We start from the raw sequence: 26,468 nt of genomic DNA, 5'->3' as shown, positions 1-26,468 counted from the left end.
GCTCGGGTCCCCCGCCCGCCGCCCCGTGGGCCGCCAGCAGGGCGACCAGCCCGCCCGCCGTGCCGGAGCACACCCCGTACTCGGGCTCCGTCCGGGCCGCCGCACCGGCCAGCCGCAGCGCGGGCGACACCCACTCGCCCACCACCGGGTCGCCCAGCAGCCGGGCCGCCTCCGCCAGTGCGTACGCGATGCCCCCGAGCCCCGCGAGCGCCCCCGAGCCCACCGCCGCCAGGTCGCCCGGCCGTTCGTGCAGTGCGTCCAGCAGCGCGGGCACCGGAGCCAGGGCCGTGCGTGCCGCCTCCGCGTAGTGGTCCGCTCCCGTCAGCGCCGCCAACTGGGCCAGGAACAGGGCCGGTCCGGTGTAGCCGCCCGCCAGGTCGGCAGCCATGGGGCCGAGCCGCCAGTACCTGTCGTCCAGCAACTCCAGGCCGATCCAGTTGGTGCGGCCGGCTCCCCGGTACGCCTGGGACACGAGCTGGTCCCCGACGGACCGGGCCGCCGACAGCAGCCGCTCCGGCTCCGGGGCGCAGTCCGCCGTACGGAAGCGCCGGGCGCCCTTCGGCCGGTGCGCGGGCTCGTCGGAGGAGGTCGCCATCGCGGCCCGTACGATCCACTCCTGGTCCTGCCGGTCCACCGTGTCCAGCGCGGCCAGCTTCCGCGCCGCACCGGCCAGCCCGGCCCGGTCCAGACGGGTCTCCATCAGCCGCCCCGCCGCACCCCACAGATACGTGTGGCCCGGCCGGGCGGTGAACAGCGGTACGTCCCCCGCCCACAACTGGGCGATCTCCTCGTCCTCCAGTCCCGGATGCCCGGCCGGTCCGAACCGGTCGGTGCGCAGTGTCTCCAGGATCCGCTGCCGTTCGGCGGCGTCCTTCATCAGCGCGGGGTGCGTCGACTCGTCGAGCAGGGTGCTGTACACCCACGTGGGGCGGGCCACCACGCGTACCTCGTCGTCCGCGAACGCCCGCAAGGGGCCATCCGGGCGGAGCAGTTCCTCACGAGCCCGGACGAGTGCCGTGTACCCGGCGCGGAACCCGGCGCACAGCGCCTCGACGTGGGCGCCCGGATCCACCGGCCTTCCGTCCTCCAGGCGCGGCCGGTTGGCGGACTCCCCGAGCGTCCCGGGCCTGCGCACCAGGCGCATCCGGTCGGTGCCCGCGTCGGCCCAGTCGGCCCGGACCACCGGGGACACCGCCTCGCGGCCCCCGCCGACCGCCGACATGTCCAGCGCCTCCTCGTCGCCCACCAGCAGCTGGGGCAGCAGCCCGACCCGGTGCACCGAGTCGTGCAGGGCCCGCGCCGCCGGGTCGTCGGCCGCCGCGCCCGGCAGCGGCGGATGAAACAGCGTCTCCACGTCGACCAGCACCGGGTCGTCACCGACGGCGATGAGGTTCTCGTGGTGCAGGTCGGTCCCGTCCAGCAGGTGCAGCAGCGCCAGCAGCGCTCCCTGACGGCGGTAGAACGTCTCGATCCCCGCCTCCGACGCGCAGGGCCGCGCCGCCACGAACTCGACCCAGCCGTAGCGTCCCCGGTCGAGCAGTCCGAGGGTCCGCAGACCGACGGTGCCCGGCAGCCGGCCGAACCAGGCGACAAGGTGGTTGAAGTGCCGGTGCACGGCCTGCGGCCGCGGCTTGTACACCAGCCTGGCCCCGCTCGCGAACGTCAGCAGCATCACGCTCCGGCCGCCCCCGTGGCCGTCCCCGGCGCCCGGCTCGACCCCCACCAGGCGCCCCGGATCCCCGTCGGGCTCCCACGGCAACTCCGCCTTCAGCAGCCGGTGGTCGTCCGCCAGCCGCTCCAGCATCTCCGCGACCGCCCCGGCCGCGTCGAGTGCCGCCCGCCCCAGGATCCGTGCCAGCACCGGCCGCCCGGCCAGCAGCGCCGCCAGCCCGCGCCGCGAGCCGGTGTGCCGCAGGAAGTCACGGAACCGGGCACGGGCGTCCGCCCCTTCGAGCCGCCCGGCGCGCCGCGCCTCGTGCAGGTCCAGGACGAGCGTGCGAGCCGCCATCCTGGCCAGTCTGCGGCTCAACTGCCGCTCCATGTCGCAGCGTACGGCCGGGAGGTCCACCAGCGGCCGTACCCGCTCGGGAACGGCCCGCTCCAGGCGGTCCCCCGCTCCGCCCGTGAGCGGGGCCAGCACCCGCTCGAACCCGGTGAGCCCCGGAAGGTCTCGACCGGGAAGCTCCGCTGCCTCCGGCGCGCCCGCCACGGCCTGCTGGACGAAATCGGCCCAGTCCGGAAGGGATCCGGCCACCGGCCCCGGCCCTTCACCGTCCGGTACGGCGACGAGCCCCGGTTCCCACCACCGCGCGGTGAACCATCCCTGCTCCGCCACCCCGCCGGCACAGCCGGGTCGGGCCCCCGTGGGCGGCTGCGGACGGCCCAGGACGGTTCCCGCCCCGCCACGTGCGCTCTCGGCTGCCATCGCCCCTCCTCCGCCGCTCCCGGACCGGCCGGCCCCCGTCGTGTCCCCATCCTGTGACGGGCGACGCCGCCGGGACATGGGGGAGAACCCCCCATCTTTCCGGGGTCGGGGGCGGGCCCGGCTCAGGCAGGGGGCGGGGGAGCGGGGAAGACCGCGTCCACCTCGGCACGGGTGGGCGGCTCGGCTCCCCGCCGCGTGCAGGTGAGGGCGGCGACGCCTGACGCGGCCCGCAGCGCCCCCCGCAGCTCCTCCGCCCCGATCACGGCCAGCCGCGCCCGCCCGTCGCCGCCGAGCAGTCCGGCCCGGCCGAGCCGGTCGAGCAGCCCGGCGGTGAAGGCGTCCCCGGCGCCCACCGTGTCGACGACGTCGACCGGTGACGCGGCCACCCGCACCTCCCCGGCCGCCGCCGTCATTCCGTACGCGCCCGCCCGGCCGAGCGTGACCACGACCAGACCGGGTCCGGAGGCCAGCCACCGCCGGGCCACGTCCGTGTCCGGTACCCCCGGATACAGCCAGCCGAGGTCCTCGGCGCTGACCTTCACCACGTCCACCATCGCGACCTGCCGCTCGACCCGGGAGACGACCTCGCGCCGCTCCGGCAGCAGCGACGGCCGCACGTTGGGGTCCAGCGACAGCGTCACGGCGCCCCGCGCCCGCTCGGCGGCGAGAAACGCCTCCACGGCGTCCGCGCCCGGCGCCAGCCCGGCGGCGAGGGACCCGGTGTGCACGGCCAGGCAGCCCGGGCCGGGCGGGGGAGGGGTCCGCACGTCCCAGGTGATCCGGAAGTCGTAGTCGGCGCGGCCCTCGCCGTCGACGGTCGCGATGGCCAGGCTGGTCGGCGCGGGCGCCCCGCCGAGCTGCCGCAGCACGACCCCGCTGCCCTCCAGATGCCCGCGCACCAGGTGGCCGAGGGTGTCGTCGCCGAGGTGGGTGGCCAGGACCACCTCCTGTCCCAGCCTGCCGAGCCCTACCGCGACGTTGGCGGGGCTGCCGCCGGGAAGGGCGGTGAAGTCCCGCGGTCTGCCGGCTGTGCCGACCAGGTCGACGAGGGCCTCGCCCACGACAGTGATCACGTCAGCTCGCTCCTTCGCGGTCCGGCCCGCCCGGAGTCCGAGGTGCCGGGTCCGGTCCCGGGCGGGGGAGAATCCCCCCGTCCCCAGCCTCCCGCACATGCCGCCCGATGCGGGCGACGGCGCCCTCCACGCCCTCGTACAGGTGCCCCCGCATCCCCAGCGCCCGCGCCGCCTCGACGTTCACCGCCGCGTCGTCGACGAACAGGCAGTCCTCCGCCCGCACGCCCAGCCTGCCGAGCACCAGGTCGAACGCCCGTCGGTCGGGCTTGTTCACGCCGGTCTCGTGCGAGTAGACGATCACCTCCACCAGCGCGTCGAAGCCGTACGCCGCCGCCTCCCGCTCCCTGGCCCCGACGAAGCTGTTGCTCAGGATGCCGAGGCGGCAGCGCCCTCGCAGCCCCCGTACGTACGCGAGGAGTTCCTCGTTCGGCGTGCCGAGGTACTCCTCCCACAGGTCCTCCATGAAGGCCTCGGTCTGCCGCGCGTCGAGGCCGAGCCGGGCCGCGGCCTGCTCATGGACCTCCCGCTCGCTGACGTCCCCGACGGCGCCCGCCGCCCAGACGTCGTGCATCCGGTCCCGCACGGCGCCGGGCGCGAGCCCCAGCCGTCGCTCCCAGCGGTCCACCCAGCCGGTGTCGGGAGTGAGTTCCAGTGCGCCGCCGATGTCGAGGATGACGCAGGGCGTGGCCGTTCCGGTCGCGGGCATGGTGGTTCCCCTTCACTCGTCCCGGCAGTCTGCCGTGACGTTCGTCTGAGCGGCGTCAGGATGCGGAGCACCGGCACGCGTCCCACACTGGCGGGAGGCGCCGAGAGACCGGAGGGGCAGGACGTGACCAGCGAGAACCGGAACCAGGGCCCCGGCGCACCGGGAGACGCCCCGCCCGCGCGGAAGCGGATCGTCGTGCGGGGCGTGGTGGCTGCCGACCCGCCCTTCCGCGTCGTCGAGATCAACGGGGAGGTGGCCGGGACGGCCCACGACCTGATCGACGTGGTGAAGATCGCCCACCAGTCCGGTATCACCCACCTGGACGTCGACGACCCCGCCTCCGTGCGCTGGGTCGGCGGTGGCAAGTACCACTGGAAGGCGTGACCGCGGCACCGCGGTTCGTCACCCGGACGCCGAGGCGAGCTGCTTCAGACAGCCGGCCAGGCTGCGCGTGAACTCCTCGTGCCGTTCGACGAGATAGAAGTGCCCGCCCGAGAACACCTCAAGGCCGAACGGCCCCTCCGTGCACTCCGCCCAGTGACGTAGTTCCGCCACCGGCACGCGCGGGTCCGAGACGCCGGTGAAGGCGTGCACGGCGCAGTCCAGGAGCGGTCCCGGGGCATGGCGGTACGAACCGACCGCCCGGTAGTCGCTGCGGATCGAGGGCAGCACCATCTCCAGCAGCTCGGGGTCGTCCAGCACACCTGCCGCGGTGCCGCCGAGCGCCAGGACGTCCTCGACCAGCTCCCGGTCCGAGAGCTCGTGCCGCCCGTGGTCCACGCTCCGGTGAGGCGCGGTCCGCGCCGACACGAACAGCGCCGCCGCTCCACGTCCGTCGGACCGGAGCCGCCGCGCGACCTCGTACGCGAGCGTCGCGCCCATGCTGTGGCCGAAGAGCGCGAAGGGCGCCGTCCCGCTCAGCGCCGGGCGCAGGGCCTCGGCGGCGCGGTCGGCCAGCCCGGCCAGGTCCGGGATGTTCGGCTCGCCCCGCCGGTCCTGCCTCCCGGGGTACTGCACCGCCAGCACCTCGGCCCCGGGCGCCAGGTCCCGGGACAGCCGGTGGAAGAACCCGGCCGAACCTCCCGCGTGCGGAAAACACACGAGCCGGACACCGGCGTCGGGAGACGGATGGAACCGCCGTATCCAGGCACCGCCACCGGCATGACTCTCGGACATCGCCACCTCGTTCGGATCTCGTCGCTCGGGCCTCAGGACGATGGCAGGCCGGAAGCGCTCACCGCAACTCGCACCGCAGGTCAGCACCCATGAACCGGACGGCCGGCGTCCGTGACGGCGACGCGGGTACGGGGAAGGCTGGCGGTGGCGGAACCGCGCGGCCACGCTCGCGGACGGCGCCCGTGCACGCGGCGACGAGACGGAGACGTACATGCCCATCCCCGTGATCCTGGACTGCGACCCCGGCCACGACGACGCCTTCAACATCCTCCTGGCCGCCGCCCACCCCGCCGTCCGGCTCCTCGGCATCACCACCGTTGCGGGCAATCAGACGGTGGACAGGACCACCCTGAACGCCCGCCGTGTCTGCACCGTCGCCGGCATCCGCGGTGTGCCCGTCGCCGCCGGGCTGGCCCGGCCGCTGCACGGGCCCGGGATCGCCGCGCCGGACATCCACGGCGAGTCCGGGCTCGACGGGCCCGGGTTCGGTGCGCCGACCGTTCCGGTGGACGGCCGCGACGCCGTCACGTTCCTGAGGGACACGCTGCTCGCCCACCCCGAACCCGTGACGCTCGTACCCACCGGACCGCTCAGCAACATCGCCGCGCTGCTGCTCGCCCACCCGGAGGCGGAGGCCCGGATCGAGCGGATCGTGCTCATGGGCGGCTCCACGGGGCGCGGGAACCGCACACCGGCCGCCGAGTTCAACATCCTCGCGGACCCGGAGGCCGCCGACATCGTCTTCAGCAGCGGTCTGCCCGTCACCATGATCGGTCTCAACGTCAGCCACCGCGCCCTGGCCACCCCCGACGTCGTGGCCCGTATCCGGGCGCTCGGCACACCGCTGGCCCGGTGGTGCGGCGAGCTGCTGACGTACTTCGGCGCCGCCTACCGCGAGGTGTACGGATTCCCCGCGCCGCCCCTGCACGACCCGCTCACCGTCGCCCATCTCGTCGACCCGGACCTGATCACCCTGGTCCACGCTCCCGTGGCCGTCGAACTCACCGGCACCCACACCCGGGGCGCCACCGTCGTCGACCTCGACGGTGTCACGGGCGCCCGCCCCAACGCGTACGTCGGCGTCGACGTGGACGTCCCCGCGTACTGGGACCTCGTCACCGACGCCGTACGCACGCTCGGCGGGTGACGGCAGGCGGCCGGCGCGCCGAGGGCACAGACTGGCGGTGACCCCCTGACCGGGAGCGAGGAGGTGGCGACATGGCGGCGATGCGTGTGGTGCGCCGGCCGGAGCTGCCGGGGGACGCCGTGCTGTGGGAGCCGAGCGAGAGGTGGGTGCGCGGGACCCGGGCGGGGGTGACCGTGGTGGACAGCAGACGGCCGGTCCTCGTATGGGAACCGGACCGGCCCGTGCCGCTGTACGCGTTTCCGCCGGACGACGTCCGGATGGACCTGCTGCGCCCTGCCGAGCGTCCCCCGGCCGGCCGGCACGCCCGGGCGGCGGGCTTCCACGACCTCGTGATGGGCGTCGACACCGTCCCCAACGCCGCCTGGTCCCTCCCGGACGACGACGCGGCGGTCGGCGGGTACCTGGTCTTCGCGTGGTTCGGCCGGAGCGTCCTCGACCACTGGTACGAGGAGGAGACCGAGATCTTCGTCCACCCCCGCGACCCGCACAAGCGTGTCGACGCGCTGCCGAGCAGCCGCCATGTGCGGGTCGAGATCGAGGGCATCACCGCCGCCGAGAGCCGGGCGCCCGTGGTGCTCTTCGAGACGGGCCTGCCCGAGCGGTACTACCTGCCCCGGGACGCCGTACGGTTCGAGCTGCTCGCCCCCACCGGTCACCGCACCCGCTGCCCCTACAAGGGCGTGGCGAGCGACTACTGGTCCTGGACGGGCCCCGGGCGGGTGCCGCCCCATCTGGCCTGGAGCTACCCGGACCCGCTGCCCGCCGTCGAGGTGATCACCGGCATGGTCGCGTTCTGCAACGAGTTCGTCGACCTGACCGTCGACGGGGAGCGGCTGGAGCGCCCGGTCACCCACTTCAGCCGACTGGCGGGCGGAGGCCCGGCGCCCCGTCAAAGCTGAGGAGCCGTCAGGGGATGTGACCCGTCGGACCCGAAGGCCCGTCCCCTGACGGCTCCCGGAGCGTGCCGTGTTACCAGGTCGCGCCCATGAACGAGCCCTCCTTGGCGGCGGCGCCCGCGATGACGGCACCGCCCGCGGACTCCAGGTAGTGCATCTTCGAGGCGCTGTACTCGCCGGCGTGGAAGCTGCCGCCGCCGTCGTCGCTCGCCGCGGCGGGGGCGGCGGCGACGGCCATGGCGGCGGTGACGAGGGCCGCGCAGGCAAGGGCCTTCCTGATCATCTGTTCTCCTCCGAATCCTCGGTACCCGACCGGGCCTGCCGATCGGGCGGTTCCGGAGTCAGGGGTTCCCGCACCCCGGGCGCGTCAGGGGTGTACGGGCCGAACCCCACTCTTTCGTGCGCCGCCCGCCCGTGTGGCCCGCGCCTCCGCGCCCGGTCCGGCACGGATCGCGTCACGCCATCTGGCCCCGTCGGCGGGCCCGCGGGCTGGACCGCCGCGGCATCCGCAGCTCGTCGCCGTCGATCAGGACGGTGCACTCCGGGGTCCCGATGCCCGGCACGGGCTGCCGGATCCGGAGGGTGAACGGGCGGACCGGGTCCCCGGCCAGCTCGCCCTCGACGAGGGTGGTCCGGCTCGCGCGCTCGCGCACATAGCCGATGACCTTGCCGTCGACGAGCAGCTCGGCCCAACCAGCGCGACCGGGCCCGAGGTTCAGGGTGACCGAGTGGTCACCGATGTCGATGTGGAACTGGCGGCTGCCGTGCATGGCGTACCTCCGTGGCTGCCCGTGCCTCCAGCGTAGAGCGGCCGGTGACCGGTGGCACACCGCGGGACTCGGTCCGGTCACCCGGCGGCCGGAGGCCCGGGAGGATGACGGCCGGTGAGGGACGCTAGAGTGCCCGGGCGCGTATGGATGTTCGAGGCGATGGTGTGGTGGAGGCGGAGGTCATGCACACGGAGCTGCGAGAGGCGGCGGCCGAGCTGGGCTTGCTGCTGTGGCGGGAACACACGCTCTACCGTGAGCGGGGCGGTGGTGTCGTCATTCGCGGCGAACACGTCGCCCGCTGGATCAGCCTCGCACCCCGGGGCACCCGCGACGAGATACTCGTCCGTGCCGGGCGCATCCTGGACGGCGGTACGACGGCACCCGCGCGCGCCGAGACGGTGGTGAGCCTGAGCGTGAGCCGCGCCGAACTGGCCGCGGTGTGCCGCCGCCTGCTGGCCGACACCGCGCACGGCTCCGAGCCGCACCGGTCCGGCGCCGCTTCCGGGCCCCGGGCCGGGGCGAAGGGCCGCACCCGGGGCGAGCGGCGGTCCGCGAAGGCGGCGGCCCGGGACGAGCGGCGAGCCGCGCGCGAACGGCGGAAGGCGGTACGCGCCGCACGGTCGCCGCACACGAGCCCGTCGTCCTGGCTGATCCTGATCGCCATCGCGAGCGCGGTGCTGGGCGGCCTGTACGTGTACCTGGTGGCATAGATCCCGGGACGGGAGTCCTGTGCCCCTGGGCGGCCCCGCCCGCCTCGCCGCACGGTTCGTGCCCGCGGGGCCGGGGGCCGGCCCGCCGTCCTGTCCGGGCGCCGGGGGCGGGGCGCGCCCGTCCAGGCCAAAAGCCCCGCCTCAGCCCGGCGGCGCCGCCCGCAGCCGCCCCGCCACCGTGCCGATCGCCTCCGGGCCCACCCGGCAGCAGCCGCCGATCAGCTGTGCTCCCGCACGCCGCCACCGCTCCGCCCGGTCCGCCGTGAACGCCGGCCGCCCGCGCCAGCGCCGTGCCGCCGCGTCCCAGGCCTCGCCGCTGTTCGGGTACACCACCACCGGCTTCCCGGTCACCCGCGCCGCCACCTCGACCGCCGGCCGCGCCTCCTCTGGGGCGCAGCAGTTGACGCCCACCGCGACGATCTCGTCGCCGCCGGCGTCCGCGAGGAGCCCGAACGCCTCCTCCAGCGGCTGCCCCGCACGCGTACGGCCCCCGGCGACCGTGTACGAGAGCCAGGCCGGCACGCCCAGCCCGCGCACCGCCCGCAGCAGGGCCCGTGCCTCGTCCGTGTCCGGCACGGTCTCCAGGGCCAGCACGTCCGGGCGGGCGGCCGCCAGGACCTCCAGGCGCGGGCGGTGGAACGCCTCCAGTTCGGCCACACTCAGGCCGTAACGGCCCCGGTACTCCGAGCCGTCCGCCAGCATGGCCCCGTACGGCCCCGCCGACGCGGCCACCCACAGAGGGCGGGTCACCCCGCGCGCGTGCGCCCGGCGGGCGGCCTCGCGGGCCAGGTCCACGCTCAGCGCGATCAGCTCGGCGGCCCGCTGCCGGCCGATGCCACGCCGGCCGAACCCCTCGAAGGTGGCCTGGTAGCTCGCGGTGGTCGCCACATCGGCCCCCGCCCCGTAGTACGCGAGGTGCGCGGCGACCAGCGCCTCCGGGGCCTCCGCGAGCAGCCGAGCCGACCACAGCGCATCGCCCAGATCGTGGCCCGCGGCCTCCAGTTCGTTGGACAGACCGCCGTCCAGGACGACGACGGAGCCGGGAGCGGCGACGGCCCCGACGAGGGACGGGGGAGGGACGGCAGCGCTCATGAGACCGACGGTAGCGCGGTCGGAGGCCCGGACGGCGGCTCGGCCTCGGCCTCAGGAGCGCGACCCGACCCCCGGCACCGTCCACGCCGGGGCGGTCCCCGTGAGCTGGCAGACCATCAGGTAGAGCGGGATGGGCGGAGTGTACGGGGACGTGCAGTCGGCTCGCCGGATGAGCCGGGGCCGCCGGTCCGGGACGAACGCGTCCGGCGCGTAGCAGGAGGGCAGTGGCCAGCGCAGGTCGGCGTCGGACCCGGCGGGTACGAGCCACCACCACCAGTCGGGGTCCGCGAACACGCAGCCGTTGCCCGGCAGCCTGGCGAACAGCCGTGCCCCGTGCCGCGCGGGCACCCCGACTGCGTCGCACCCCAGCGTGGCGGCCAGGTCTCCCGGCGGCGCCAACTGGACCTCCCCAGTGCCCGAGGTCCCGCCGGCCCCCCGGATCACGGCGATTCCCCTCATGGATCCCCCGACCGAACCGGTCTTCTCCACCCCACCTCCCGACGGCGTCCCCGTCCTCACCCTCCCGGCCCGCCTCGCGGTCCCGGCGGGTTCCGCCACCCCGGTGTGCCCTCGCGTCCCGGTGGCTCCCGCCCTTCCGGGCCGTGCAGGGCCGGCTTCCGGTGCCGTCCCGCCCCCGCCGGTCCCGGGTGTCCCCGCGAGCCCCGTCCGCTCCCCGCGGTCCCGTCCTCGCGCCAGCAGGCTGATCACGGACCTCAGCACGGGCCGGGCCTCAGCACGGCTCCGTCCCGTCGTGTGTCAGTTCCGCCCATACGACGCGGCCCGCGTCGTACCGCGCGTCGTGCGCCCCCCACGCGCTGCACACCGCGTCGACGATCAGCAGGCCCCGGCCGCACTCCTCGGCCGCCACCGGGCGTGGGCGCGGGGTGTCCACCGGGAGGCCCTCGTCGTGCACCGCGAGCCGCAAACGGTCGCCGCGGTCCCGGAGTTCGCACACGACCCGGCTGCTCGCTGTGTGCAGGACCGCGTTGGTGAACAGCTCGGAGACGACGAGTTCGGCCGAGTCCCGCAGCCGCTCCCCGACCTCCCACCGCCGCATCCGGTCACCGATCAGCTCCCGGGCGCGGGCCACCGACTCGGCGCGGGCGGGCAGTTCGAAGGCGAATCGCCGCAGGTCGGCGTCCTGTCCCGGCTCGCCCGCACGGCCGGTCACCGGACCGGCGGCCACGGCGGGAGCGGCGCGCAGCCGGGTCCGCGGCTGCGGGATCGCGCTGTCCGGCCGTGGCGCCATGAGCTGGGGGGTGAGCGCGTTACCAGGTGCCACGACCGATTCCTCACATGGGGGCGCGGCCACAGCCCGCCACGTCGTCCCGGAGCGCAGCGAGCGGCAGCCGCGTGAACAGGTTCACGAACTGGTTCAGCGGAATACTTTCCTCCCGTCACGGACACTTGGCAAGTGGCACTCTGAAAATTGCAGAGTGCTGTGTTCTCTCTGGCGATCACATGGCACACTCGACGCACGCATCCGCACGTGGGAGGTCAGAAGTGAGCGAGCCGCGGTCCGCCCCCACGGTCGGACAGGTCGTCCTCGGCCGACGCCTCCAGGATCTGCGCGAGGGCGCGGGACTCAAGCGTGAGGAGGCCGCCAAGATCCTCCGCGTCGCCCCCGCCACCATCCGCCGGATGGAGACCGCCGAGGTCGCGCTGAAGATCCCGTACGTCCAGCTGCTCCTCCAGGCGTACGGCGTCGCCCCCGACGAGGCGGACGGCTTCGTCCGGCTCGCCGAGGACGCCAACAAGCCCGGCTGGTGGCAGCGGTTCCACGACGTCCTGCCCAGCTGGTTCAGCATGTATGTGAGCCTGGAGGGCGCCGCGAGCCTGATCCGGGCCTACGAGCCGCACTTCGTCCCGGGACTCCTCCAGACCGCGGACTACGCCAGAGCCGTGCTCCGGGCCGGGGCGGTCGGCCAGGTCGGCCCGGACGAGACCGAACGCCATGTGGCCCTGCGCATGGAACGGCAGGCCCTGCTCACCCGCGAGGACCCCCCGCGGTTCTGGGTGATCATGGACGAGACGGTGCTGCGCCGTCGCCCGCCGGGCACCGGCCCCGCCGTCATGCGGGCCCAGACCGACCGGCTGCTGGAGGCCGCCGAGCTGCCGCACGTCACCCTCCAGATCGCGGAGTTCGCGACCGGCCACCACCCCGGCACGTACGGCCCGTTCGTGCTCTTCCGGTTCGCCGTGCCGGAGCTTCCGGACATGGTCTACAGCGAGTACCTGACCGGCGCCGTCTACCTGGACGCGCGGCCCGAGGTGGCCTCCCACCTCGAGGTCATGGACCGCATGGCGGCCCAGGCCGCCACAGCGCAACGTACGAAGGAGATCCTCCGGGCTCTCCGCAAGGAGCTGTGAATGGACCGCATCTACAACGGCATGCCGGCCGCCGACCTCGGCGCCGAGGGGTGGCACAAGCCGTGGAGCGGCGGCAACGGCGGCAACTGCTTCGAGGCCATGAAACTGGCCGACGGCAGGGTCGCCGTGCGGCAGTCCGCCGACCCGGACGGCCCCGCCCTGATCTACACCCCCGACGAGATCGCCGCCTTCATCGAGGGCGCCAAGTCCGGACAGGCCGACTTCCTGCTCACCCCGGCCAGGTGAGCCGGCCGCACCGGAGTGCATGATGGTGCGTCAACCGAACACGTAAGCCCACAGCGTGACGTGCAACCGTGATCCACGACCATGACCACGGCTGTGACCCCGACCCCACACCACGGGAGCGTCAGATGACCGGTACCGACGACGCCGTACGGCCCGCCCCTCTCATCGACACGAGCAAGCCGCACCCTGCCCGGATGTACGACTGGTTCCTCGGCGGCAAGGACAACTACCCGGTCGACGAGGAGATGGCGCGTCAGCTCCTCACCATCGACGCGCGCGGTCGCGACATGGCCCGGGTCAACCGGGCCTTCATGCACCGGGCGATCCGCTGGCTCGGCACCGAGGGCGGCATCCGCCAGTACCTCGACATCGGCACCGGCATCCCCACCGAGCCCAACCTGCACCAGATCGCCCAGCGGACCGAGCCGACGTCGCGGATCGTCTACTGCGACAACGACCCGATCGTGCTGGCCCACGCCGAGGCGCTGCTGCGCTCCACGCCCGAGGGCGTCACCTCGTACATCCAGGCCGACGCCCGCGAACCCGACGCCATCCTGGAACGCGCGGGCGACGTCCTGGACTTCAAGCAGCCGATGGCGCTGTCGCTGCTGGCACTGCTGCACTTCGTGGACGACGAGGACGGCGCCTACGAGCTGGTGGGGCGGCTGGTGGAGCGGCTGGCGCCGGGCAGCTACCTGGTGCTGTCCCATGTGACCGGCGACTTCGACCCGGAGGGCGCGGCCAAGGCACGGGCCGTGTACCAGGGGCGCGGGCTGACGCTCCGGCCGCGCAGCCGCGACGAGTTCGCCCGCTTCTTCGACGCGCTGGACCTCGTCGAGCCGGGGGTGTCGCTGACCGCCGAATGGCATCCGGAGCTGGGCGAGGCCGTCCCCGTCGCCGGAGACGGCCCCATCCCGGGCTACGCGGCTGTCGCGCGCAAGAGGTGACACACCCTCAGGACTGCGCCGGGGGCACCAGTGTGACGAGGAACCTTCCCGCCGTACCGGTGTTCCCGGCCGGGTCGACCGTGCGGTACTCCACGGTATGCGTGCCGTACTCCGGTGTCGCGTCGTCCCAGGGCACCACACGCGCCGTGCCCAGCTTCCCGTACACCAGCCCGTCGATCTCCGTCCCTGACGGGGTGAACAGGAACGGCGCCCCGGCGTCCGTGGGCCAGCCGTAGTAGCTGTACCAGCCGTCGCCGTTCACCCGGAACTCGGTGACGACATGGCCGTCCTGGTCGTCCCGGGCGCTCAGCCGCATCGTGAACGGCCCGTCGTACACGTACTCCACGGGCCGGCCAGGCTCACGCACGGTCCGCAGCGGCTCCGACAGCTCGTACGAGGCGGAGGCCGGCGTCGCGTCGACGGTCCACCGCAGCATGGGTCCGGCCCCGTCCCCGATGCGGGCGGTCAGGGCGTGCGTGCCGGGGGAGAGCCCCAGCGCCGACAGGTCCAGGTCCCGGTCGTTGCCCGGGTTCGCGACCGGCCGCCCGTCCAGCGCCCAGCGGACGGTGAGCGCCCGGTCGTAGGGGTGCGTCGTGTCCGCGTACACCGTCGACCACGCGCCCACCGGCTCCCCGGTCGGCGTGTGCCCGGTGAACGAGGCCGTCACAGGCGGTTCGGGCCGGGTCACCGCCCGCGTGTGGACCGTCCACGACACCGTACGGGTCAGCGCCTCCGTCCCGCGCAGCGCCGGGTCCCGGACGAACGGCGTCGGGTCCGTCACCGTCGTCGTCAGTGTGTGCCGCCCTGCCGGGATGCTGAGCCCCCGCAGGTCGAGCGTCCGCGCTCCCTCCACCGGCAGGGGGCGGCCGTCCAGCCGCCACACCACGTCCAGTTCACCGCCCTGCGGGTGCAGTGTGTCGACCCACACCGTGCGGTCCGTGCCGATCGGTGCCGCGTTCGGGGTGTGCCCCTGCACCAGATCCACCTTTCCCGAGATCGCGCCGACCATCACCTCCCGCCCCACCTGGTCGAACGCGTAGCCGAGCGTCTTCATGATCGAGTGTGCGCTGGGCCGCCAGACGCCCTTCGTGGAGTACAGCCCGCCCTCGTGGCGGCCGATCGCCCCGCCCGACACGCTCTTCTCGCCCAGCCAGCGCCACCACTTGGCGCGCTGTTGCCGCATCTGTTCCTCGGTGAGCGTGGTGTGGTGTGCCGACGAGGGCTCGGCGCCCGTGTACGCCCCGCCGGGCACGCCGCGCCCGTAGTAGTCGTACTCGTCCTGGAGCCCGCCGAGCGAGTGGCCGATCTCGTGGGGGGTGATGAGCGCCGACAGCGCGTTCCCGCCGGAGGCCGTCGCGTAGGCGCCGCCCGCACCCCCGTACGTACCGCTGTTGGCGAGGGCCACGATCTGCCGGTTCCCGGCGGAGGTCCCCGCCACCAGGTCCGCGTACCGCCCCGCGGCCCCGCTGTCCACGCTCAGCAGCCGCTGCACGCTCCGCGCGTCGCAGCCGCCCCAGAACCCCATGTCCAGCGGCGTGTCCCGGCGCGGCGCGTCCAGCGACGGGTCGCAGTCGACACCCGACTCGCGGGACGGTGTCTCCACCGCCCACACGTTGATGTACGAGCGGTACGAGCGGAAGGGCTCGATGCTCCACAGCACCTTGAGGTGTCTGTCGACATCCGTCCGGAACCGGGGCAGCTCCCCGGCGGTGTACCCGTCCCCGAGGAAGATCATGTTGAACCGTTTCGCCGCGGGCCCCGTGATCTCCAGGGGCACCACGGCCGCCGCGGCGTCGGGGGGCGCCGCGGCGGCCGTGCTCTGCCGGGCGGCGGACGCCCCGCCACCCAGCATCCCGCCCCACAGCAGGCAGGCCGCGGCGAGCAGCGCGGCGCCCCTCCTCACCGAACGAAACGGACGGTGCCGTGCTCCGTCAGCAATCATGGGGACGGAGCGTAGGGGTGCTCGAACTCCCCGTAAAGTAGCGGGTATTGGCCGTCAGGCCGACAGGTGCGCCAGCTCCGGGTGTTCGGCGGTGTACGCGGCCAGGAGCCGTCGGGCCACCGCCACCGAGTCCACCAGCGGGTGCAGCGCGAAGGCCTTCACCGCCGCATCGCGTGAACGGCTCTCCGCCGCCGTCAGGACCTCGCGCTCCACCGCCTTGACCGCCGTCACCAGGCCCACCGCGTGGTAGGGGAGCGGGGTCACGGTCACCGGGTGGGCGCCGTTCGCGTCGACCAGGCACGGCACCTCCACCACCGCGTCCGCGTCCAGTTCCCGCAGCGCGGACCGGTTGCGGACGTTCAGGATCAGGGTGGCCCGCTCGTCGCGGGCGATGGCCCGCATGAGCGCCAGCGCCACCTGCTCGTAGCCGCCCGGCTCCAGGTCCGCCTCCGCGCGGCCCGCGCCGTCACCGGCGGCCTCCCGGTTGGCCGCCATGTAGGTGGCCTCCCGGTCGGCCAGCGTCCGGAGCCATGCGTCCAGGGCGGGCACGCCGGGAGCGAGCGCGTCCCGGTAGAACCCGGCCTGCTGCTCCCGCAGATACGCACCGCGCGTCCCGCCCGTCCGCAGGGCGTCCTGGTAGGCCCCTACGGTCTCCCGGCCGAAGTAGTAGTAGTGCAGGTACTCGTTGGGCACGGCGCCCAGCGACCGCAGCCAGTCCGCCCCGAACAGCCTGCCCTCCTCGAACGATCCGAGCCGCTCCGGGTCCGCCAGCAGCTCCGGCAGCAGGTCGCGGCCGCCCGCCTTCAGCCCGCGCAGCCAGCCCAGATGGTTCAGGCCCGCGTAGTCGAACCAGGCTTCCGCCGGGTCCACGCCCAGCACCCGGGCCACCCGCCGCCCCAGCCCGACCGGCGAGTCGCAGATGCCGATCACCCGGTCGCCCAGCACCCGCGACATCGCCTCCGTCACCAGGCCCGCCGGATTGGTGAAGTTGATGACCCAGGCGTCCGGCGCCAGCGCGGCCACCCGCCGGGCGATCTCCACCGCGACCGGCACGGTCCGCAGCCCGTACGCGATGCCTCCCGCGCCGACGGTCTCCTGGCCCAGCACCCCCTCCGCCAGCGCCACCCGCTCGTCCGCCGCCCGGCCGGCGAGCCCGCCGACCCGGATGGCCGAGAAGACGAAGTCGGCTCCGCGCAGCGCCTCGTCGAGGTCCGTGGTCGCCGTCACCGCGGGTGCGTCCGGCACGCCCTCCGCCTGCGCGGCCAGCACCTTCCCGATCGCCGCCAGCCGGTCGGCGTCCACGTCGTGCAGGACCACCCGGGTGACCCGCCCCTCGGCCCGGTCGGCCAGCAGCGCCCGGTACACCAGCGGCACCCGGAAACCGCCGCCGCCAAGAATCGTCAGCCTCATGCCCGTACGCTACTGGGCCCCGCCGGCGCCCGGGCGGCGCCGCCCGGCGGTGAGCGGGGCTGCCACGGTCCGTCCGGTCCGCTGCCGGTGTCCCCGGCGGCGCCGTGGTCCAGTGGATCAGAGGTCACCCCAGGTCGAGTGCGTTCGGCAGTCCCAGGCGGTAGCGGAGGAGGTCGTGGCGGCGGGCGGCCGTCAGTTCGGGCGGGCGGAACAGGGAGTGGACGGCGCAGCGCGGGGCGTCGGAGGCGATGCGGTCCAGGAGGGCGTTGACCGCCTGGCGGGCGGAGGCGTTGGCGCCCTCCATGGTGGCCAGGTCGATGTCGACCGCCACGTAGTCCCCTGCCAGGAAGAGGTTCGGGACGCGGGTCGTCGCCCGGGGGCGGTTGTGCAGGGTGCCCACCGGGTGGATCAGCAGCTCGTCCTCGTTCGTCGGGTGCGGGGTGCCCAGGCCGTCCACGGCCGGGTCCAGGAACCAGGAGTGCAGGGCGCCGTCCTTGAGCGCCGGGTGCCCGGTGTCGTTGAGGGCGGCCTTCAGCTGTGCCCACACCTCCCGCGCCACCTGCTCCCGGGTGCACTGCTTCGCGGTCTTCCCGTACAGGATCCCGGGCCGGTCCCACTCCGAGATGTCCACGGACAGACAGTCCACGGCCACCCCGTCGCCGTAGTCGGCGGGGAAGTCCCGCCCGGACCAGTGGTGTGCCTGCGCGATCGCGGTCAGGGCCCACGGCGAGTCCAGGCAGTTGACATGGCCCCGGACCAGCGGGGGCCGCTCCGTCAGATAGAACTGGATGCCCGTCATCCAGTCCGTGCGGAGCCGGTCGCACCGCGCCAGCTGAGGATCCGCCGCACGCAGCGCGGGCCCCCAGGTCCGCCGGGCGTGCTCCACCGGCAGCGCGCAGACGTAGTGGTCGGCCGTGACGCCGTGCCGTACGCCCTGCGGGTCGTCGACGACGGCCGCGGTGATCCGCCCTTCCCCGTAGGCGAGTTCACGCAGCGTCCAGCCGATCCTGAACTCGACGCCCAGCGAGCGCAGATGGGCTTCCCACGGATCGATCCACGCCTCGTTCGTGGGTGCGTCGAGGATCCGGTCGGGCGGGCCGTCCGCGCCCCGGCCGAGCGCGTTGAACACGAACGCCTCGCCGAGCGTCCCCACCGTGCGGGTGCTGGCCTCCTCCGCCTTGGTGGCGACGATGTTGCGGGTGACGCCGATCGCCAGGATCCGCTGGTAGTCCACCGACATCCGGGCCGCGCGAGTGAACTCCCACCAGGGCACGCGCTCCCACTCGTCGTCGCGCCGCTCCGCGCAGCTCGTCAGGAAGACCAGCGCACGGCCCACGAAGTACGCCGCCTCGTGGAGGGGGAGGTGGACGGCCGTCTCGACGAAGGCCGTCAGCGCGCGGCGCAGCTCGTCGAGCGTGAGCTGCCCGGGCCGGTGGCCGGGCCACGGGACCGGAAGACGGAGGTCCTCGCGCCCGTTGCGGGCGAACATCATCTCGCGGGGCGCCACGAGGTTGTCGAAGACGCCGTTCGGGTTCCCGGGGAACGGGATGCGGCGCATCGTGTCCGGGAGGTTGTGGTAGATGCCCGGGATGAACCGGAAGCCGTGTTCGGCGGGAAGCGGCCCGCGCCCGCCGCGCGCGCTGCCTGGTACGCCCATGCTGCGGGCCTTGCCGCCGAGGGCGCGGCGCTCGAAGACGGTGACGCGGAAGCCCCGTTCGGCCAGCTCGTGCGCGGCCGTCAGACCGGCGACGCCGCCGCCGAGGACGGCCACGGAAGGGGTCTCGGCCCTGGTCGCCTGCGCCGCCTGGGCGGTGCCCGGGGTGAGCCCCGCGGTTCCTGCTGCGGTGACGGCGGCGCCCGCCGCCATGAACGTGCGGCGCGTCGAACCCCTGTGCTCCATGTCCCACCCCTTTACCGGCGGTAACTACCCTGTGTGGCGCAGGAGAATAGAGCGGCGAGGCAGGACTCGGAAGCACCCTGCGGGCAGCTCCGCAGAATGGCCGGTTCCGCGTACCGCGGGGGACTCCGGTCCCGCCGTGCCTGTGCGGGTGAGCAGCGGAGCCGCGAGGTCCGGGTGCCCGGGTGCCCCGCCCCTTCACGCGGCGGAGGCGCGGTTCGGCGCAGCCGGGGAGGGGCGGGGAGGCGGACGGGCCCGGCCGGGCACAATGGCGGCATGTCCCGACGCAAGGCCCGCCCCCCGAGGCGACCGACCGCTCCCGCCGCACCCGCCGTCCCGGGCGACGCGCCCTGCCCGTGCGGACTCCCCGCCCCGTACCGCGCCTGCTGCCACCGCTTCCACACCGGCGAGGCGACCGCCCCGACGGCCGAGTCGCTCATGCGCTCCCGGTACAGCGCCTTCGTCGCGTGTGACGAGCCGTACCTGCTCCGCACCTGGGCGGCGGCCACCCGCCCCCGCACCGTCGAGCTCGACCCGGACACGCGCTGGACCGGCCTGGAGATCCTGGACACCACGGACGGCACCCTGTTCCACACCACCGGTACCGTCACCTTCGCCGCCCACTACACCCACCAGGGCCGCCCCGGCGCGCTCCGCGAGCGCAGCCGCTTCGAGAAGGCCGGCGGCCGGTGGGTGTACGTGGACGGTACGTTCGACTGACCTCAGCGGATCCCGCCGCCGGGCTGCAGCACCAGCCCCGGGTTGTACGCGGCGAGCACCTTGTTCGCCCGGGCCAGCGTCGACAGTGCGTGCTCCCGGTCCGCCTGGTCCTCCGGGCACAACGGCCCCCGGAACCGCCGCACCTCGCGGGCCGCGCACTCCGCGTCCATCTCGGCGTGCAGGACACCCAGCGGCATGCAGGACCCGATCATGGCGGCGACGCTGTCGGGGATCGGGACGGGGATGAGACGCGACACGGTCACGTGAGGTCCTTCTCTGCTGCTGTCCTGCTTGTGGCAGGCGTCCGGCTGCTGGGTGTACCCCTCCATGGTGACGGTTCCCGGGCCCCGGTTTCGCCCCGGGGCCGTATCAGTCCCGCAAGGGTTTCGTCCGCGGGCCGTCCGCGATCACCGTCGCGCGGCGCCAACGCGTCCGCCCCGCAACACGGCTGACACGGCAGGGGCGTGCCTCAGCCGCCCGACAGCACCTCGTCCAGGTCGTACGAGACAGGTTCCTCAAGCTGCCCGTAGCCGCAGCTCTCCGGTGTGCGGTCCGGCCGCCAGCGGCGGAACTGCGCCGTGTGCCGGAACCGGTCGCCCTCCATGTGGTCGTACCCGACCTCGCACACCCGCTCCGGCCGCAGTGCCACCCATGACAGGTCCTTCTTCCCCGACCAGCGGCTCGGCGCCCCCGGCAGCCGCCCCTTCTCGCGTGCTGCCGCGTCCGCCCAGGACGCCCACGGGTGCCCGTCCGGCGGGTCCATCACCAGCGGCTCCAGCTCCGCCACCAGTTCCGCGCGGCGCCGCGCGGTGAACGCCGCGCACACACCCACATGCTGGAGGGCGCCCCGCTCGTCGTACAGCCCCAGCAGCAGCGAGCCGACGACGGGTCCGCTCTTGTGGAGGCGGTAGCCGGCCACCACCACATCGGCGGTCCGCTCATGCTTGATCTTGTACATGACCCGGGCGTCCGGCCGGTAGCGCAGATCCAGCGGCTTGGCGATCACCCCGTCGAGCCCGGCGCCCTCGTACCGCTCGAACCATTCCTGGGCCACCGCCACCTCCCGCGTCGCGGGCGCCAGGTGCACCGGAGGCCGTACGCCCGCCAGAACGCGCTCCAGCTCCGTGCGCCGCTCCGTCAGCGGGGCGTCCATCAGCGACCGGTCACCCAGCGCCGGCAGGTCGAAGGCCACGAACCGCGCCGGGGTCCGCTCGGCCAGCATCCGGACCCGGGAGTCGGCCGGGTGGATCCGCTCGGTCAGCCGGTCGAAGTCGAGCCGGCCGCCGTGGGCGACGACGATCTCGCCGTCGACGACGCAGCGCTCCGGCAGCCGCTCCCGCACCGCCTCCACCAGCTCCGGGAAGTAGCGGGTCAGCGGCTTGCCCGTGCGGCTGCCGATCACCACCTCGGCCCCGTCGCGATGCACGATGGCCCGGAAGCCGTCCCACTTGGCCTCGTACTGCATCCCCGGCGGGATCGTCTTCACACTCCTGGCCAGCATCGGCTTCAACGGCGGCATCACCGGCAGGTCCATGGCACGATTCTGCCCGAGTCACCCGGAGGTCACCCGATATGCGCGCTCTGTCCCGGCCGCATACCGTGGCGCGTATGGCAGATGCGGTGGAGTTGGAGGCGGGCGGCCGGAAGGTGCGCCTCACCAACCCCGACAAGGTCTACTTCCCGGAGCGCGGCTTCACCAAGCTGGACGTCGCCCGCTACTTCCTCGCCGTCGGAGACGGCATCACCCGGGCCCTGCGCGACCGGCCCACCACCCTGGAGCGCTTCCCCGACGGAGTCGCGGGCGAGTCCTTCTTCCAGAAGCGTGCCCCGAAGAACCTCCCCGACTGGATCCCCACCGCCCACATCTCCTTCCCCAGCGGCCGCTCCGCCGACGAGATCCGCCCCACCGAGACCGCCGCCGTCCTGTGGGCAGCCAACCTCGGCACCCTCACCTTCCACCCCTGGCCGGTGCGGGGCGACGCCACCGAACGCCCCGACGAGCTGCGCATCGACCTGGACCCCCAGCCGGGGACCGGCTTCACCGAGGCGGTGCGCACAGCGCACGAGCTGCGCGCCCTGCTCGACGAGTACGGGCTGCGCGGCTGGCCCAAGACCTCCGGCGGGCGCGGGCTGCACGTCTTCGTGCCGATCGAGCCGCGCTGGACGTTCACACAGGTGCGCCGCGCCGCCATCGCCGTGGGGCGGGAGCTGGAGCGGCGGATGCCCGGGCGGGTCACCACCGCCTGGTGGAAGGAGGAGCGCGGCGAGCGGATCTTCGTCGACTACAACCAGACCGCCCGTGACCGGACCGTCGCGTCCGCCTACTCCATCCGCCCCCGGCCGCACGCCCCGGTCTCGGCGCCGCTGCGCTGGCACGAGCTGGACAGCGTCGACCCGCGCGACTTCGACCTGGCGACCATGCCGGTGCGGTACGCGGACGAGGGCGACGTCCACGCGGACATGGAGGAACACGCGTTCGCCCTGGACAGCCTGCTGGAGCTGGCCGAACGGGACGAGCGCGAGCACGGCCTCGGCGACCTGCCGTATCCGCCGGACCACCCGAAGATGCCGGGCGAACCCAAGCGGGTGCAGCCGAGTCGCGCGAAGAAGGACCAGTAACCCCCGGGCGCGGCCCCCGACCGCCGCCGCAGACACACGAAGGAGTGCCGCTCCCATGCTCACCACCCGCTTCGTCACCGGCTCCCCGAACTGGGTCGACCTGGGCACCCCCGACCTCGACGGCGCCCGGTCCTTCTACCGGGGACTCTTCGGCTGGACGTTCCAGGACTCCGGGCCCGACTTCGGCGGTTACGGCATCTTCCAGCGCGGCGGCAGCACCGTCGCAGGCGCCATGACCATCCCGGCGGAACACGGCCGTTCCGCGTGGACGCCGTACTTCCAGACCCCGGACGCCGAGGCCACCGCCACCGCCGTGCAGGAGGGCGGCGGCAGCGTCGGCATGGAGCCCATGGAGGTCAGCGACCTCGGCCGGATGGCCCTGTTCAGCGACCCGACCGGGGCCGGGTTCGGCGTCTGGGAGCCCGGCACGAACAAGGGCCTCGACGCGGTCGGGGAGCCGAACGCGCTCTGCTGGGTGGAGCTCTACACGCCGGACCCGGTGGCCGACCTCTCGTTCTACGACATGGTCTTCGGCACCGAGGCGCATACGGCAGGGGCGCCGGTGACCGGTGCCGGATACACGCTGCTCCAGCCGTCCGGCACCGGCCGCGCCTCGATGGAGGACGCGTTCGGCGGGGTCGTCCCGCTGGGCGACGACCCGTCCGAGGCCGAGAGCGGTCCGTCCTGGGTCCCGTACTTCGAGGTGGCGGACCTGGCCGGGGCGCTCTCCCAGGCCGAACGGCTGGGCGGCGAGGTGCGGCGCGGACCGGGCGACCTGGCAGGGCTCGGGCGGTCGGCCAAGCTCACGGACCCGTACGGGGCGCGGTTCGCGATCCTGGAGCGGGCGGCGCGCACCCCGTGAGCGGGCGGCGCCGCGTCCGGCCGCTCACGGACCCGGTTCCCGGACCCGGGACACGCGCGGGAACTCCTTGCCCGGCCGCCCGGCGCGGGCCCATGCTGGCAGGGCGCGAGCGGCCTTCTCCGCCGCGCCCGGGCCGTTGAACATCTGTTGACCGGTCGTTTATCGGCGTGGGGCAGCGTGTGGGACATGCCGATCAACCCCGCCGCAGACCGCACCATGTCCAGCCTGACGCTCGTCCCCGACTCCGGCGCCGGATCCGAGCTGCCCTGGCAGGAGACCGCCCTGTGCGCCCAGACCGGGCCGGATCTGTTCTTCCCGGAGCCCGGCTCGTCGACCAGGGAGGCGAAGTTCCTCTGCGGGCGCTGCCCCTCCCGCGGCGCCTGCCTGGAATACGCGCTGACGCACGACGAGCGGTTCGGGGTGTGGGGCGGGCTGTCGGAGCAGGAACGGCGCGCGTTGAGGCGGAGCCGCCGCCAGGGCGCCCCGAGGCCCGAGCGGCAGCCCGCCTGACCGCCGCTGCGGATCACCTCAGGCGTGCGGGCGTCAGCTCGCGGCGGCGCGGGCCGCCAGCCGGGCCTTGCGGGCCGCCAGCTTCTCGTCCAACTTCGCCGCCTCGGTGTCCAGGCCGCCCATGAACAGGCCCAGCTCCTCCTGCGCCTTCAGGCCCTCCGGGCCGAGGCCGTCGATGTCCAGGACCCGCAGGAAGCGCAGTACCGGCTGGAGCACGTCGTCGTGGTGGATCCGCAGGTTGTAGATCCCGCCGATGGCGATCTGGGCGGCGGCCCGCTCGAACCCGGGAATGCCGTGGCCGGGCATCCGGAAGTTCACGACGACGTCCCGGACCGCCTGCATGGTCAGGTCGGGCGCGATCTGGAACGCGGCGCCCAGCAGGTTCCGGTAGAAGACCATGTGCAGGTTCTCGTCGGTCGCGATCCGCGCCAGCATCCGGTCGCACACCGGGTCGCCGGACTCGTGCCCGGTGTTTCGGTGCGAGATCCGGGTCGCCAGCTCCTGGAACGCCACATAGGCCACGGAGTGGAGCATCGAGTGCCGGTTGTCGGACTCGAACCCCTCGCTCATGTGGGCCATCCGGAACTGCTCCAGCTTGTCCGGGTCGACGGCCCGGGAGGCCAGCAGGTAGTCCCGCATCACGATGCCGTGCCGCCCCTCCTCGGCGGTCCAGCGGTGCACCCAGGTGCCCCAGGCGCCGTCCCGGCCGAAGAGGGTCGCGATCTCGTGGTGGTAGCTCGGCAGGTTGTCCTCGGTCAGCAGGTTCACCACCAGGGCGATCCGGCCGACGTCCGAGACCTTCGACTGGTCGGGGGCCCAGGCCTCCCCGTCCTCGAAGAGCCCCGGGAAGTTCCGGCCGTCCGACCACGGGACGTACTCGTGCGGCATCCAGTCCTTCGCGACCTTGAGGTGGCGGTTCAGCTCCTTCTCGACCACCTCTTCCAGCGCGTACAGCAGCCGGGCATCGGTCCACTCCGCCGAACTGCCGAGGTGAGGAGAGGTGAGGGTCACGGGGGCTCCTGGGAACGGGTTCACTACCTACGGATTCGTAGGTTACGAAACCGTAGGTTAAGCGCCCCGTAAGGGTGTGGCCAATACCTGCCGTAGCATTGCCCCATTACATTCAGTTATGTGTAGAGGTGTCCGGTCCTCCTTGCATGCCCAGTGTCACCGACGTGTTCTGCGTCACAGCCCATCCAGTGACAGCCTGCGGGTGACGCCGATGGACTCCAGGAACGGCTCGTCGTGGCTCGCCACGACCAGCGCGCCCTCGTACGCCTCCAGCGCCCCCGTCAGGCTTCGCGCGCTCGCCAGGTCCAGGTTGTTCGTCGGCTCGTCCAGCAGCAGCAGCTGCGGCGCGGGCTCGGCCAGCAGCAGCGCCGCCAGCGCGGCCCGGAACCGCTCGCCCCCGGACAGCGTCCCCGCCCGCTGGTCCGCCTTGGCGCCCCGGAACAGGAACCGCGCCAGGCCTGCCCGGATCTGGTTGGGTGTCGCCCGCGGGGCCCGCAGCGCCACGTTCTGCGCCACGGTCAGCTCGTCGTCCAGGACGTCGAGCCGCTGCGGCAGGAAGCGCAGCGGCACCCGGGCCTCGGCCTCACCCGCCAGCGGGGCGAGTTCCCCGGCGACGGTCCGCAGCAGCGTCGACTTGCCGGACCCGTTCGGCCCCACCAGTGCGACCCGCTCCGGCCCGCGTATCTCGAACACACCTTTCAGACGCGTACCGTGGCGGAGCGTCAGTTCGCGCAGCAGCAGGACGTCACGGCCCGGCGGCACGGCGGTGTGCGGCAGCTCGACCCGGATCCCGTCGTCGTCCCGAACCGCCTCCGCCGCCTCGCCCAGCCGCTCCCGCGCCTGCTCCAGCCGCTGCTCCTGCACGGCGCGGTGCCGGCCCGCCGACACCTGGGCGGCGCGCTTGCGCTCGTTGGCGACGATGCGGGGGACCACCTTGTTGGCTGATGCCTTCTGGCCGGTCCTCTTGCGCTTCGACAACTTCTGCTGTGCCTCGGCGAGTTCGCGCCGCTGGCGCCGTACGTCGGCCTCGGCGGCGCGCACCGTCCGCTCGGCGGCCTGCTGCGCCACGGCGAGGGACTCCTCGTACGCGGAGAAGGGACCGCCGTACCAGCTGACCTCGCCGTCGCGCAGCTCCGCGATCCGGTCGACCCGCTCCAGCAGCTCCCGGTCGTGGCTCACCACGACGAGGACGCCCGGCCAGGCGTCGACCGCGGCGTAGAGGCGGCGCCGGGCCCGCAGGTCCAGGTTGTTGGTCGGTTCGTCCAGCAACAGCACTGAGGGCCGGGCCAGCAGCAGCGCGGCGAGCCGCAGCAGCACACACTCGCCGCCCGACATCTCCCCGACCGCACGGTCCAGGCCGATGTGACCCAGAGTCAGTTGGTCGAGCACGGCGAGAGTCCGTTCCTCCACGTCCCAGTCGTCGCCGACGGCCGCGAAGTGCTCCTCGCCGGCGTCGCCCCGTTCGATGGCGAGCAGTGCGGCCCGGGTGCGGGCGATACCGAGTACCTCGTCGACGCGCAGCGCGGTGTCGAGCGTGGCGTCCTGCGGCAGGTATCCGACCTCGCCCGCCGCGCGGACGGACCCGCCGCCCGGGGTGAGCGTCCCGGCCAGCAGTTTCAGCAATGTCGATTTCCCGGACCCGTTGCGCCCGATCAGCCCGGTCCGTCCGGCCCCGACGGACAGGTCGAGCCCGTCGAACGCGACGGTGCCGTCGGGCCAGGTGAAGGAGAGGGCGGTGCAGGTCAGGGCGGGGGCAGCGGTCACAGGGGTCTCCCGGTCGCGTGAGAAGGAGGAAGGAGAAGGGGACAACGGTGAGACACCGGGAGAACGGCGTGGGTGCGGCCCCGGACCTCCGGCCCCTCGTGCGCCCCGGGCGCCGGGACATCAGGCCGTCCCGCGTTCGGGGGTGAGCGCCGTTCCGGGGCGCCCTCTGCTCGAA

General features: G+C 74.0%; 27 protein-coding genes. 11 read left to right on the top strand and 16 right to left on the bottom strand.

Annotated features, from left to right (window positions below):
* The 3 genes from I3F58_RS19675 to I3F58_RS19665 form a co-directional block, all read right to left on the bottom strand.
* The coding region (locus I3F58_RS19675; RefSeq protein ID WP_240109954.1) for a type 2 lanthipeptide synthetase LanM family protein at positions 1–2,425 on the bottom strand (2,425 nt) is incomplete at its 3' end.
* Positions 2,426–2,547: 122 nt separating this feature from the next.
* Positions 2,548–3,498 (bottom strand): carbohydrate kinase, encoded by a 951-nt coding sequence (locus I3F58_RS19670; protein WP_240109953.1) that lies wholly within the window; start codon positions 3,496–3,498, stop codon positions 2,548–2,550.
* A 1-nt stretch (position 3,499) separates the two neighbouring features.
* Positions 3,500–4,204, bottom strand: coding sequence for an HAD family phosphatase (locus I3F58_RS19665; protein WP_240109952.1), 705 nt, complete (start codon positions 4,202–4,204; stop codon positions 3,500–3,502).
* A gap of 123 nt (positions 4,205–4,327) precedes the next feature.
* Between I3F58_RS19665 and I3F58_RS19660 the strand changes: the two genes are divergently transcribed.
* The gene (locus tag I3F58_RS19660) at positions 4,328–4,588 is read left to right on the top strand and encodes a hypothetical protein (RefSeq protein ID WP_374208005.1); all 261 of its coding nucleotides are present in this window, start codon (positions 4,328–4,330) and stop codon (positions 4,586–4,588) included.
* A gap of 18 nt (positions 4,589–4,606) precedes the next feature.
* Here the strand turns inward: I3F58_RS19660 and I3F58_RS19655 are convergent, their stop codons facing one another.
* Positions 4,607–5,380, bottom strand: coding sequence for a thioesterase II family protein (locus I3F58_RS19655; RefSeq protein WP_240109951.1), 774 nt, complete (start codon positions 5,378–5,380; stop codon positions 4,607–4,609).
* Between the two features lie 211 nt (positions 5,381–5,591).
* On the opposite strand from I3F58_RS19655, the gene I3F58_RS19650 reads away from it, so the two are divergent.
* A complete protein-coding gene (locus tag I3F58_RS19650) occupies positions 5,592–6,527 on the top strand; it encodes a nucleoside hydrolase (protein ID WP_240109950.1) in 936 nt (311 codons plus the stop codon).
* 71 nt (positions 6,528–6,598) lie between these two features.
* Positions 6,599–7,426 carry a DUF427 domain-containing protein gene (locus tag I3F58_RS19645; RefSeq protein WP_240109949.1) on the top strand — a complete coding sequence of 276 codons (828 nt, stop codon included), beginning with the start codon at positions 6,599–6,601 and terminating at the stop codon, positions 7,424–7,426.
* Between the two features lie 70 nt (positions 7,427–7,496).
* Here I3F58_RS19645 and I3F58_RS19640 read toward each other — a convergent pair whose 3' ends face one another.
* Positions 7,497–7,706: a hypothetical protein gene (locus tag I3F58_RS19640; protein ID WP_240109948.1), complete on the bottom strand. Its 210-nt coding sequence runs from the start codon at positions 7,704–7,706 to the stop codon at positions 7,497–7,499.
* 172 nt (positions 7,707–7,878) lie between these two features.
* Positions 7,879–8,193 (bottom strand): hypothetical protein, encoded by a 315-nt coding sequence (locus I3F58_RS19635; protein WP_240109947.1) that lies wholly within the window; start codon positions 8,191–8,193, stop codon positions 7,879–7,881.
* Positions 8,194–8,336: 143 nt separating this feature from the next.
* On the opposite strand from I3F58_RS19635, the gene I3F58_RS19630 reads away from it, so the two are divergent.
* Positions 8,337–8,903, top strand: coding sequence for a hypothetical protein (locus I3F58_RS19630; protein ID WP_374208004.1), 567 nt, complete (start codon positions 8,337–8,339; stop codon positions 8,901–8,903).
* Between the two features lie 141 nt (positions 8,904–9,044).
* On the opposite strand, the gene mmuM is transcribed toward I3F58_RS19630, so the two are convergent.
* The 3 genes from mmuM to I3F58_RS19615 all read right to left on the bottom strand — a co-directional run bounded on the left by mmuM (position 9,045) and on the right by I3F58_RS19615 (position 11,244).
* A complete protein-coding gene (gene mmuM, locus I3F58_RS19625) occupies positions 9,045–9,995 on the bottom strand; it encodes a homocysteine S-methyltransferase (protein ID WP_240109946.1) in 951 nt (316 codons plus the stop codon).
* A 51-nt stretch (positions 9,996–10,046) separates the two neighbouring features.
* Positions 10,047–10,454 carry a hypothetical protein gene (locus I3F58_RS19620; protein WP_240109945.1) on the bottom strand — a complete coding sequence of 136 codons (408 nt, stop codon included), beginning with the start codon at positions 10,452–10,454 and terminating at the stop codon, positions 10,047–10,049.
* 271 nt (positions 10,455–10,725) lie between these two features.
* A complete protein-coding gene (locus I3F58_RS19615) occupies positions 10,726–11,244 on the bottom strand; it encodes an ATP-binding protein (protein ID WP_275678715.1) in 519 nt (172 codons plus the stop codon).
* A gap of 254 nt (positions 11,245–11,498) precedes the next feature.
* Between I3F58_RS19615 and I3F58_RS19610 the strand changes: the two genes are divergently transcribed.
* The 3 genes from I3F58_RS19610 to I3F58_RS19600 all read left to right on the top strand — a co-directional run bounded on the left by I3F58_RS19610 (position 11,499) and on the right by I3F58_RS19600 (position 13,558).
* Entirely contained in the window at positions 11,499–12,365 is an 867-nt protein-coding gene (locus tag I3F58_RS19610) for a helix-turn-helix transcriptional regulator (RefSeq protein ID WP_240109943.1), read from the top strand.
* Positions 12,366–12,611, top strand: a complete 246-nt coding sequence (locus tag I3F58_RS19605) for a DUF397 domain-containing protein (protein WP_240109942.1) — start codon at positions 12,366–12,368, stop codon at positions 12,609–12,611. It abuts the gene before it with no gap.
* Between the two features lie 125 nt (positions 12,612–12,736).
* Complete coding sequence (locus I3F58_RS19600; RefSeq protein ID WP_240109941.1) at positions 12,737–13,558, top strand: SAM-dependent methyltransferase; 822 nt, start codon at positions 12,737–12,739, stop codon at positions 13,556–13,558.
* A gap of 7 nt (positions 13,559–13,565) precedes the next feature.
* On the opposite strand, the gene I3F58_RS19595 is transcribed toward I3F58_RS19600, so the two are convergent.
* The 3 genes from I3F58_RS19595 to I3F58_RS19585 all read right to left on the bottom strand — a co-directional run bounded on the left by I3F58_RS19595 (position 13,566) and on the right by I3F58_RS19585 (position 18,810).
* Complete coding sequence (locus I3F58_RS19595; protein WP_240109940.1) at positions 13,566–15,461, bottom strand: M64 family metallopeptidase; 1,896 nt, start codon at positions 15,459–15,461, stop codon at positions 13,566–13,568.
* Positions 15,462–15,554: 93 nt separating this feature from the next.
* On the bottom strand, positions 15,555–16,910 hold the full coding sequence (locus tag I3F58_RS19590; protein ID WP_240109939.1) for a 6-phospho-beta-glucosidase: 1,356 nt from the start codon (positions 16,908–16,910) through the stop codon (positions 15,555–15,557).
* A 124-nt stretch (positions 16,911–17,034) separates the two neighbouring features.
* Positions 17,035–18,810: an FAD-dependent oxidoreductase gene (locus tag I3F58_RS19585; protein ID WP_240109938.1), complete on the bottom strand. Its 1,776-nt coding sequence runs from the start codon at positions 18,808–18,810 to the stop codon at positions 17,035–17,037.
* Between the two features lie 273 nt (positions 18,811–19,083).
* On the opposite strand from I3F58_RS19585, the gene I3F58_RS19580 reads away from it, so the two are divergent.
* Positions 19,084–19,527: a YchJ family protein gene (locus I3F58_RS19580; RefSeq protein ID WP_240109937.1), complete on the top strand. Its 444-nt coding sequence runs from the start codon at positions 19,084–19,086 to the stop codon at positions 19,525–19,527.
* 2 nt (positions 19,528–19,529) lie between these two features.
* Here I3F58_RS19580 and I3F58_RS19575 read toward each other — a convergent pair whose 3' ends face one another.
* Positions 19,530–19,790, bottom strand: coding sequence for a hypothetical protein (locus tag I3F58_RS19575; protein ID WP_240109958.1), 261 nt, complete (start codon positions 19,788–19,790; stop codon positions 19,530–19,532).
* 206 nt (positions 19,791–19,996) lie between these two features.
* Positions 19,997–21,061 carry an ATP-dependent DNA ligase gene (locus I3F58_RS19570; protein WP_240109936.1) on the bottom strand — a complete coding sequence of 355 codons (1,065 nt, stop codon included), beginning with the start codon at positions 21,059–21,061 and terminating at the stop codon, positions 19,997–19,999.
* Positions 21,062–21,135: 74 nt separating this feature from the next.
* On the opposite strand from I3F58_RS19570, the gene ligD reads away from it, so the two are divergent.
* The 3 genes from ligD to I3F58_RS19555 all read left to right on the top strand — a co-directional run bounded on the left by ligD (position 21,136) and on the right by I3F58_RS19555 (position 23,518).
* On the top strand, positions 21,136–22,146 hold the full coding sequence (gene ligD, locus I3F58_RS19565; protein WP_240109935.1) for a non-homologous end-joining DNA ligase: 1,011 nt from the start codon (positions 21,136–21,138) through the stop codon (positions 22,144–22,146).
* Positions 22,147–22,201: 55 nt separating this feature from the next.
* Entirely contained in the window at positions 22,202–23,008 is an 807-nt protein-coding gene (locus tag I3F58_RS19560) for a VOC family protein (protein ID WP_240109934.1), read from the top strand.
* Positions 23,009–23,224: 216 nt separating this feature from the next.
* The gene (locus I3F58_RS19555; RefSeq protein ID WP_240109957.1) at positions 23,225–23,518 is read left to right on the top strand and encodes a WhiB family transcriptional regulator; all 294 of its coding nucleotides are present in this window, start codon (positions 23,225–23,227) and stop codon (positions 23,516–23,518) included.
* Positions 23,519–23,551: 33 nt separating this feature from the next.
* Here the strand turns inward: I3F58_RS19555 and I3F58_RS19550 are convergent, their stop codons facing one another.
* Entirely contained in the window at positions 23,552–24,529 is a 978-nt protein-coding gene (locus tag I3F58_RS19550; RefSeq protein ID WP_240109933.1) for an acyl-ACP desaturase, read from the bottom strand.
* Between the two features lie 174 nt (positions 24,530–24,703).
* Positions 24,704–26,293, bottom strand: a complete 1,590-nt coding sequence (locus I3F58_RS19545; RefSeq protein WP_240109932.1) for an ABC-F family ATP-binding cassette domain-containing protein — start codon at positions 26,291–26,293, stop codon at positions 24,704–24,706.
* Positions 26,294–26,468 lie beyond the last annotated feature (175 nt).

Origin of the sequence: Streptomyces sp. MUM 203J (genome assembly GCF_022414595.1) — a bacterium.
Lineage (GTDB): Bacteria > Actinomycetota > Actinomycetes > Streptomycetales > Streptomycetaceae > Streptomyces.
The sequence above is the reverse complement of the archived record's forward strand: the minus strand, read 5'-3'. Positions and strand labels throughout refer to the sequence as shown.

What these genes read in the sequence shown, in the direction of transcription:
- I3F58_RS19570 (WP_240109936.1), bottom strand. Translation starts at nt 21,061, where the DNA reads ATGGACCTGCCGGTGATGCCGCCGTTGAAGCCGATGCTGGCCAGGAGT.
- I3F58_RS19655 (WP_240109951.1), bottom strand. Translation starts at nt 5,380, where the DNA reads ATGTCCGAGAGTCATGCCGGTGGCGGTGCCTGGATACGGCGGTTCCAT.
- I3F58_RS19615 (WP_275678715.1), bottom strand. Translation starts at nt 11,244, where the DNA reads ATGGCGCCACGGCCGGACAGCGCGATCCCGCAGCCGCGGACCCGGCTG.
- I3F58_RS19600 (WP_240109941.1), top strand. Translation starts at nt 12,737, where the DNA reads ATGACCGGTACCGACGACGCCGTACGGCCCGCCCCTCTCATCGACACG.
- I3F58_RS19585 (WP_240109938.1), bottom strand. Translation starts at nt 18,810, where the DNA reads ATGGAGCACAGGGGTTCGACGCGCCGCACGTTCATGGCGGCGGGCGCC.
- I3F58_RS19635 (WP_240109947.1), bottom strand. Translation starts at nt 8,193, where the DNA reads ATGCACGGCAGCCGCCAGTTCCACATCGACATCGGTGACCACTCGGTC.
- mmuM (WP_240109946.1), bottom strand. Translation starts at nt 9,995, where the DNA reads ATGAGCGCTGCCGTCCCTCCCCCGTCCCTCGTCGGGGCCGTCGCCGCT.
- I3F58_RS19645 (WP_240109949.1), top strand. Translation starts at nt 6,599, where the DNA reads ATGGCGGCGATGCGTGTGGTGCGCCGGCCGGAGCTGCCGGGGGACGCC.
- I3F58_RS19560 (WP_240109934.1), top strand. Translation starts at nt 22,202, where the DNA reads ATGCTCACCACCCGCTTCGTCACCGGCTCCCCGAACTGGGTCGACCTG.
- I3F58_RS19605 (WP_240109942.1), top strand. Translation starts at nt 12,366, where the DNA reads ATGGACCGCATCTACAACGGCATGCCGGCCGCCGACCTCGGCGCCGAG.
- I3F58_RS19590 (WP_240109939.1), bottom strand. Translation starts at nt 16,910, where the DNA reads ATGAGGCTGACGATTCTTGGCGGCGGCGGTTTCCGGGTGCCGCTGGTG.
- I3F58_RS19620 (WP_240109945.1), bottom strand. Translation starts at nt 10,454, where the DNA reads ATGAGGGGAATCGCCGTGATCCGGGGGGCCGGCGGGACCTCGGGCACT.
- I3F58_RS19555 (WP_240109957.1), top strand. Translation starts at nt 23,225, where the DNA reads ATGTCCAGCCTGACGCTCGTCCCCGACTCCGGCGCCGGATCCGAGCTG.
- ligD (WP_240109935.1), top strand. Translation starts at nt 21,136, where the DNA reads ATGGCAGATGCGGTGGAGTTGGAGGCGGGCGGCCGGAAGGTGCGCCTC.
- I3F58_RS19630 (WP_374208004.1), top strand. Translation starts at nt 8,337, where the DNA reads ATGGATGTTCGAGGCGATGGTGTGGTGGAGGCGGAGGTCATGCACACG.
- I3F58_RS19580 (WP_240109937.1), top strand. Translation starts at nt 19,084, where the DNA reads ATGTCCCGACGCAAGGCCCGCCCCCCGAGGCGACCGACCGCTCCCGCC.
- I3F58_RS19640 (WP_240109948.1), bottom strand. Translation starts at nt 7,706, where the DNA reads ATGATCAGGAAGGCCCTTGCCTGCGCGGCCCTCGTCACCGCCGCCATG.
- I3F58_RS19665 (WP_240109952.1), bottom strand. Translation starts at nt 4,204, where the DNA reads ATGCCCGCGACCGGAACGGCCACGCCCTGCGTCATCCTCGACATCGGC.
- I3F58_RS19650 (WP_240109950.1), top strand. Translation starts at nt 5,592, where the DNA reads ATGCCCATCCCCGTGATCCTGGACTGCGACCCCGGCCACGACGACGCC.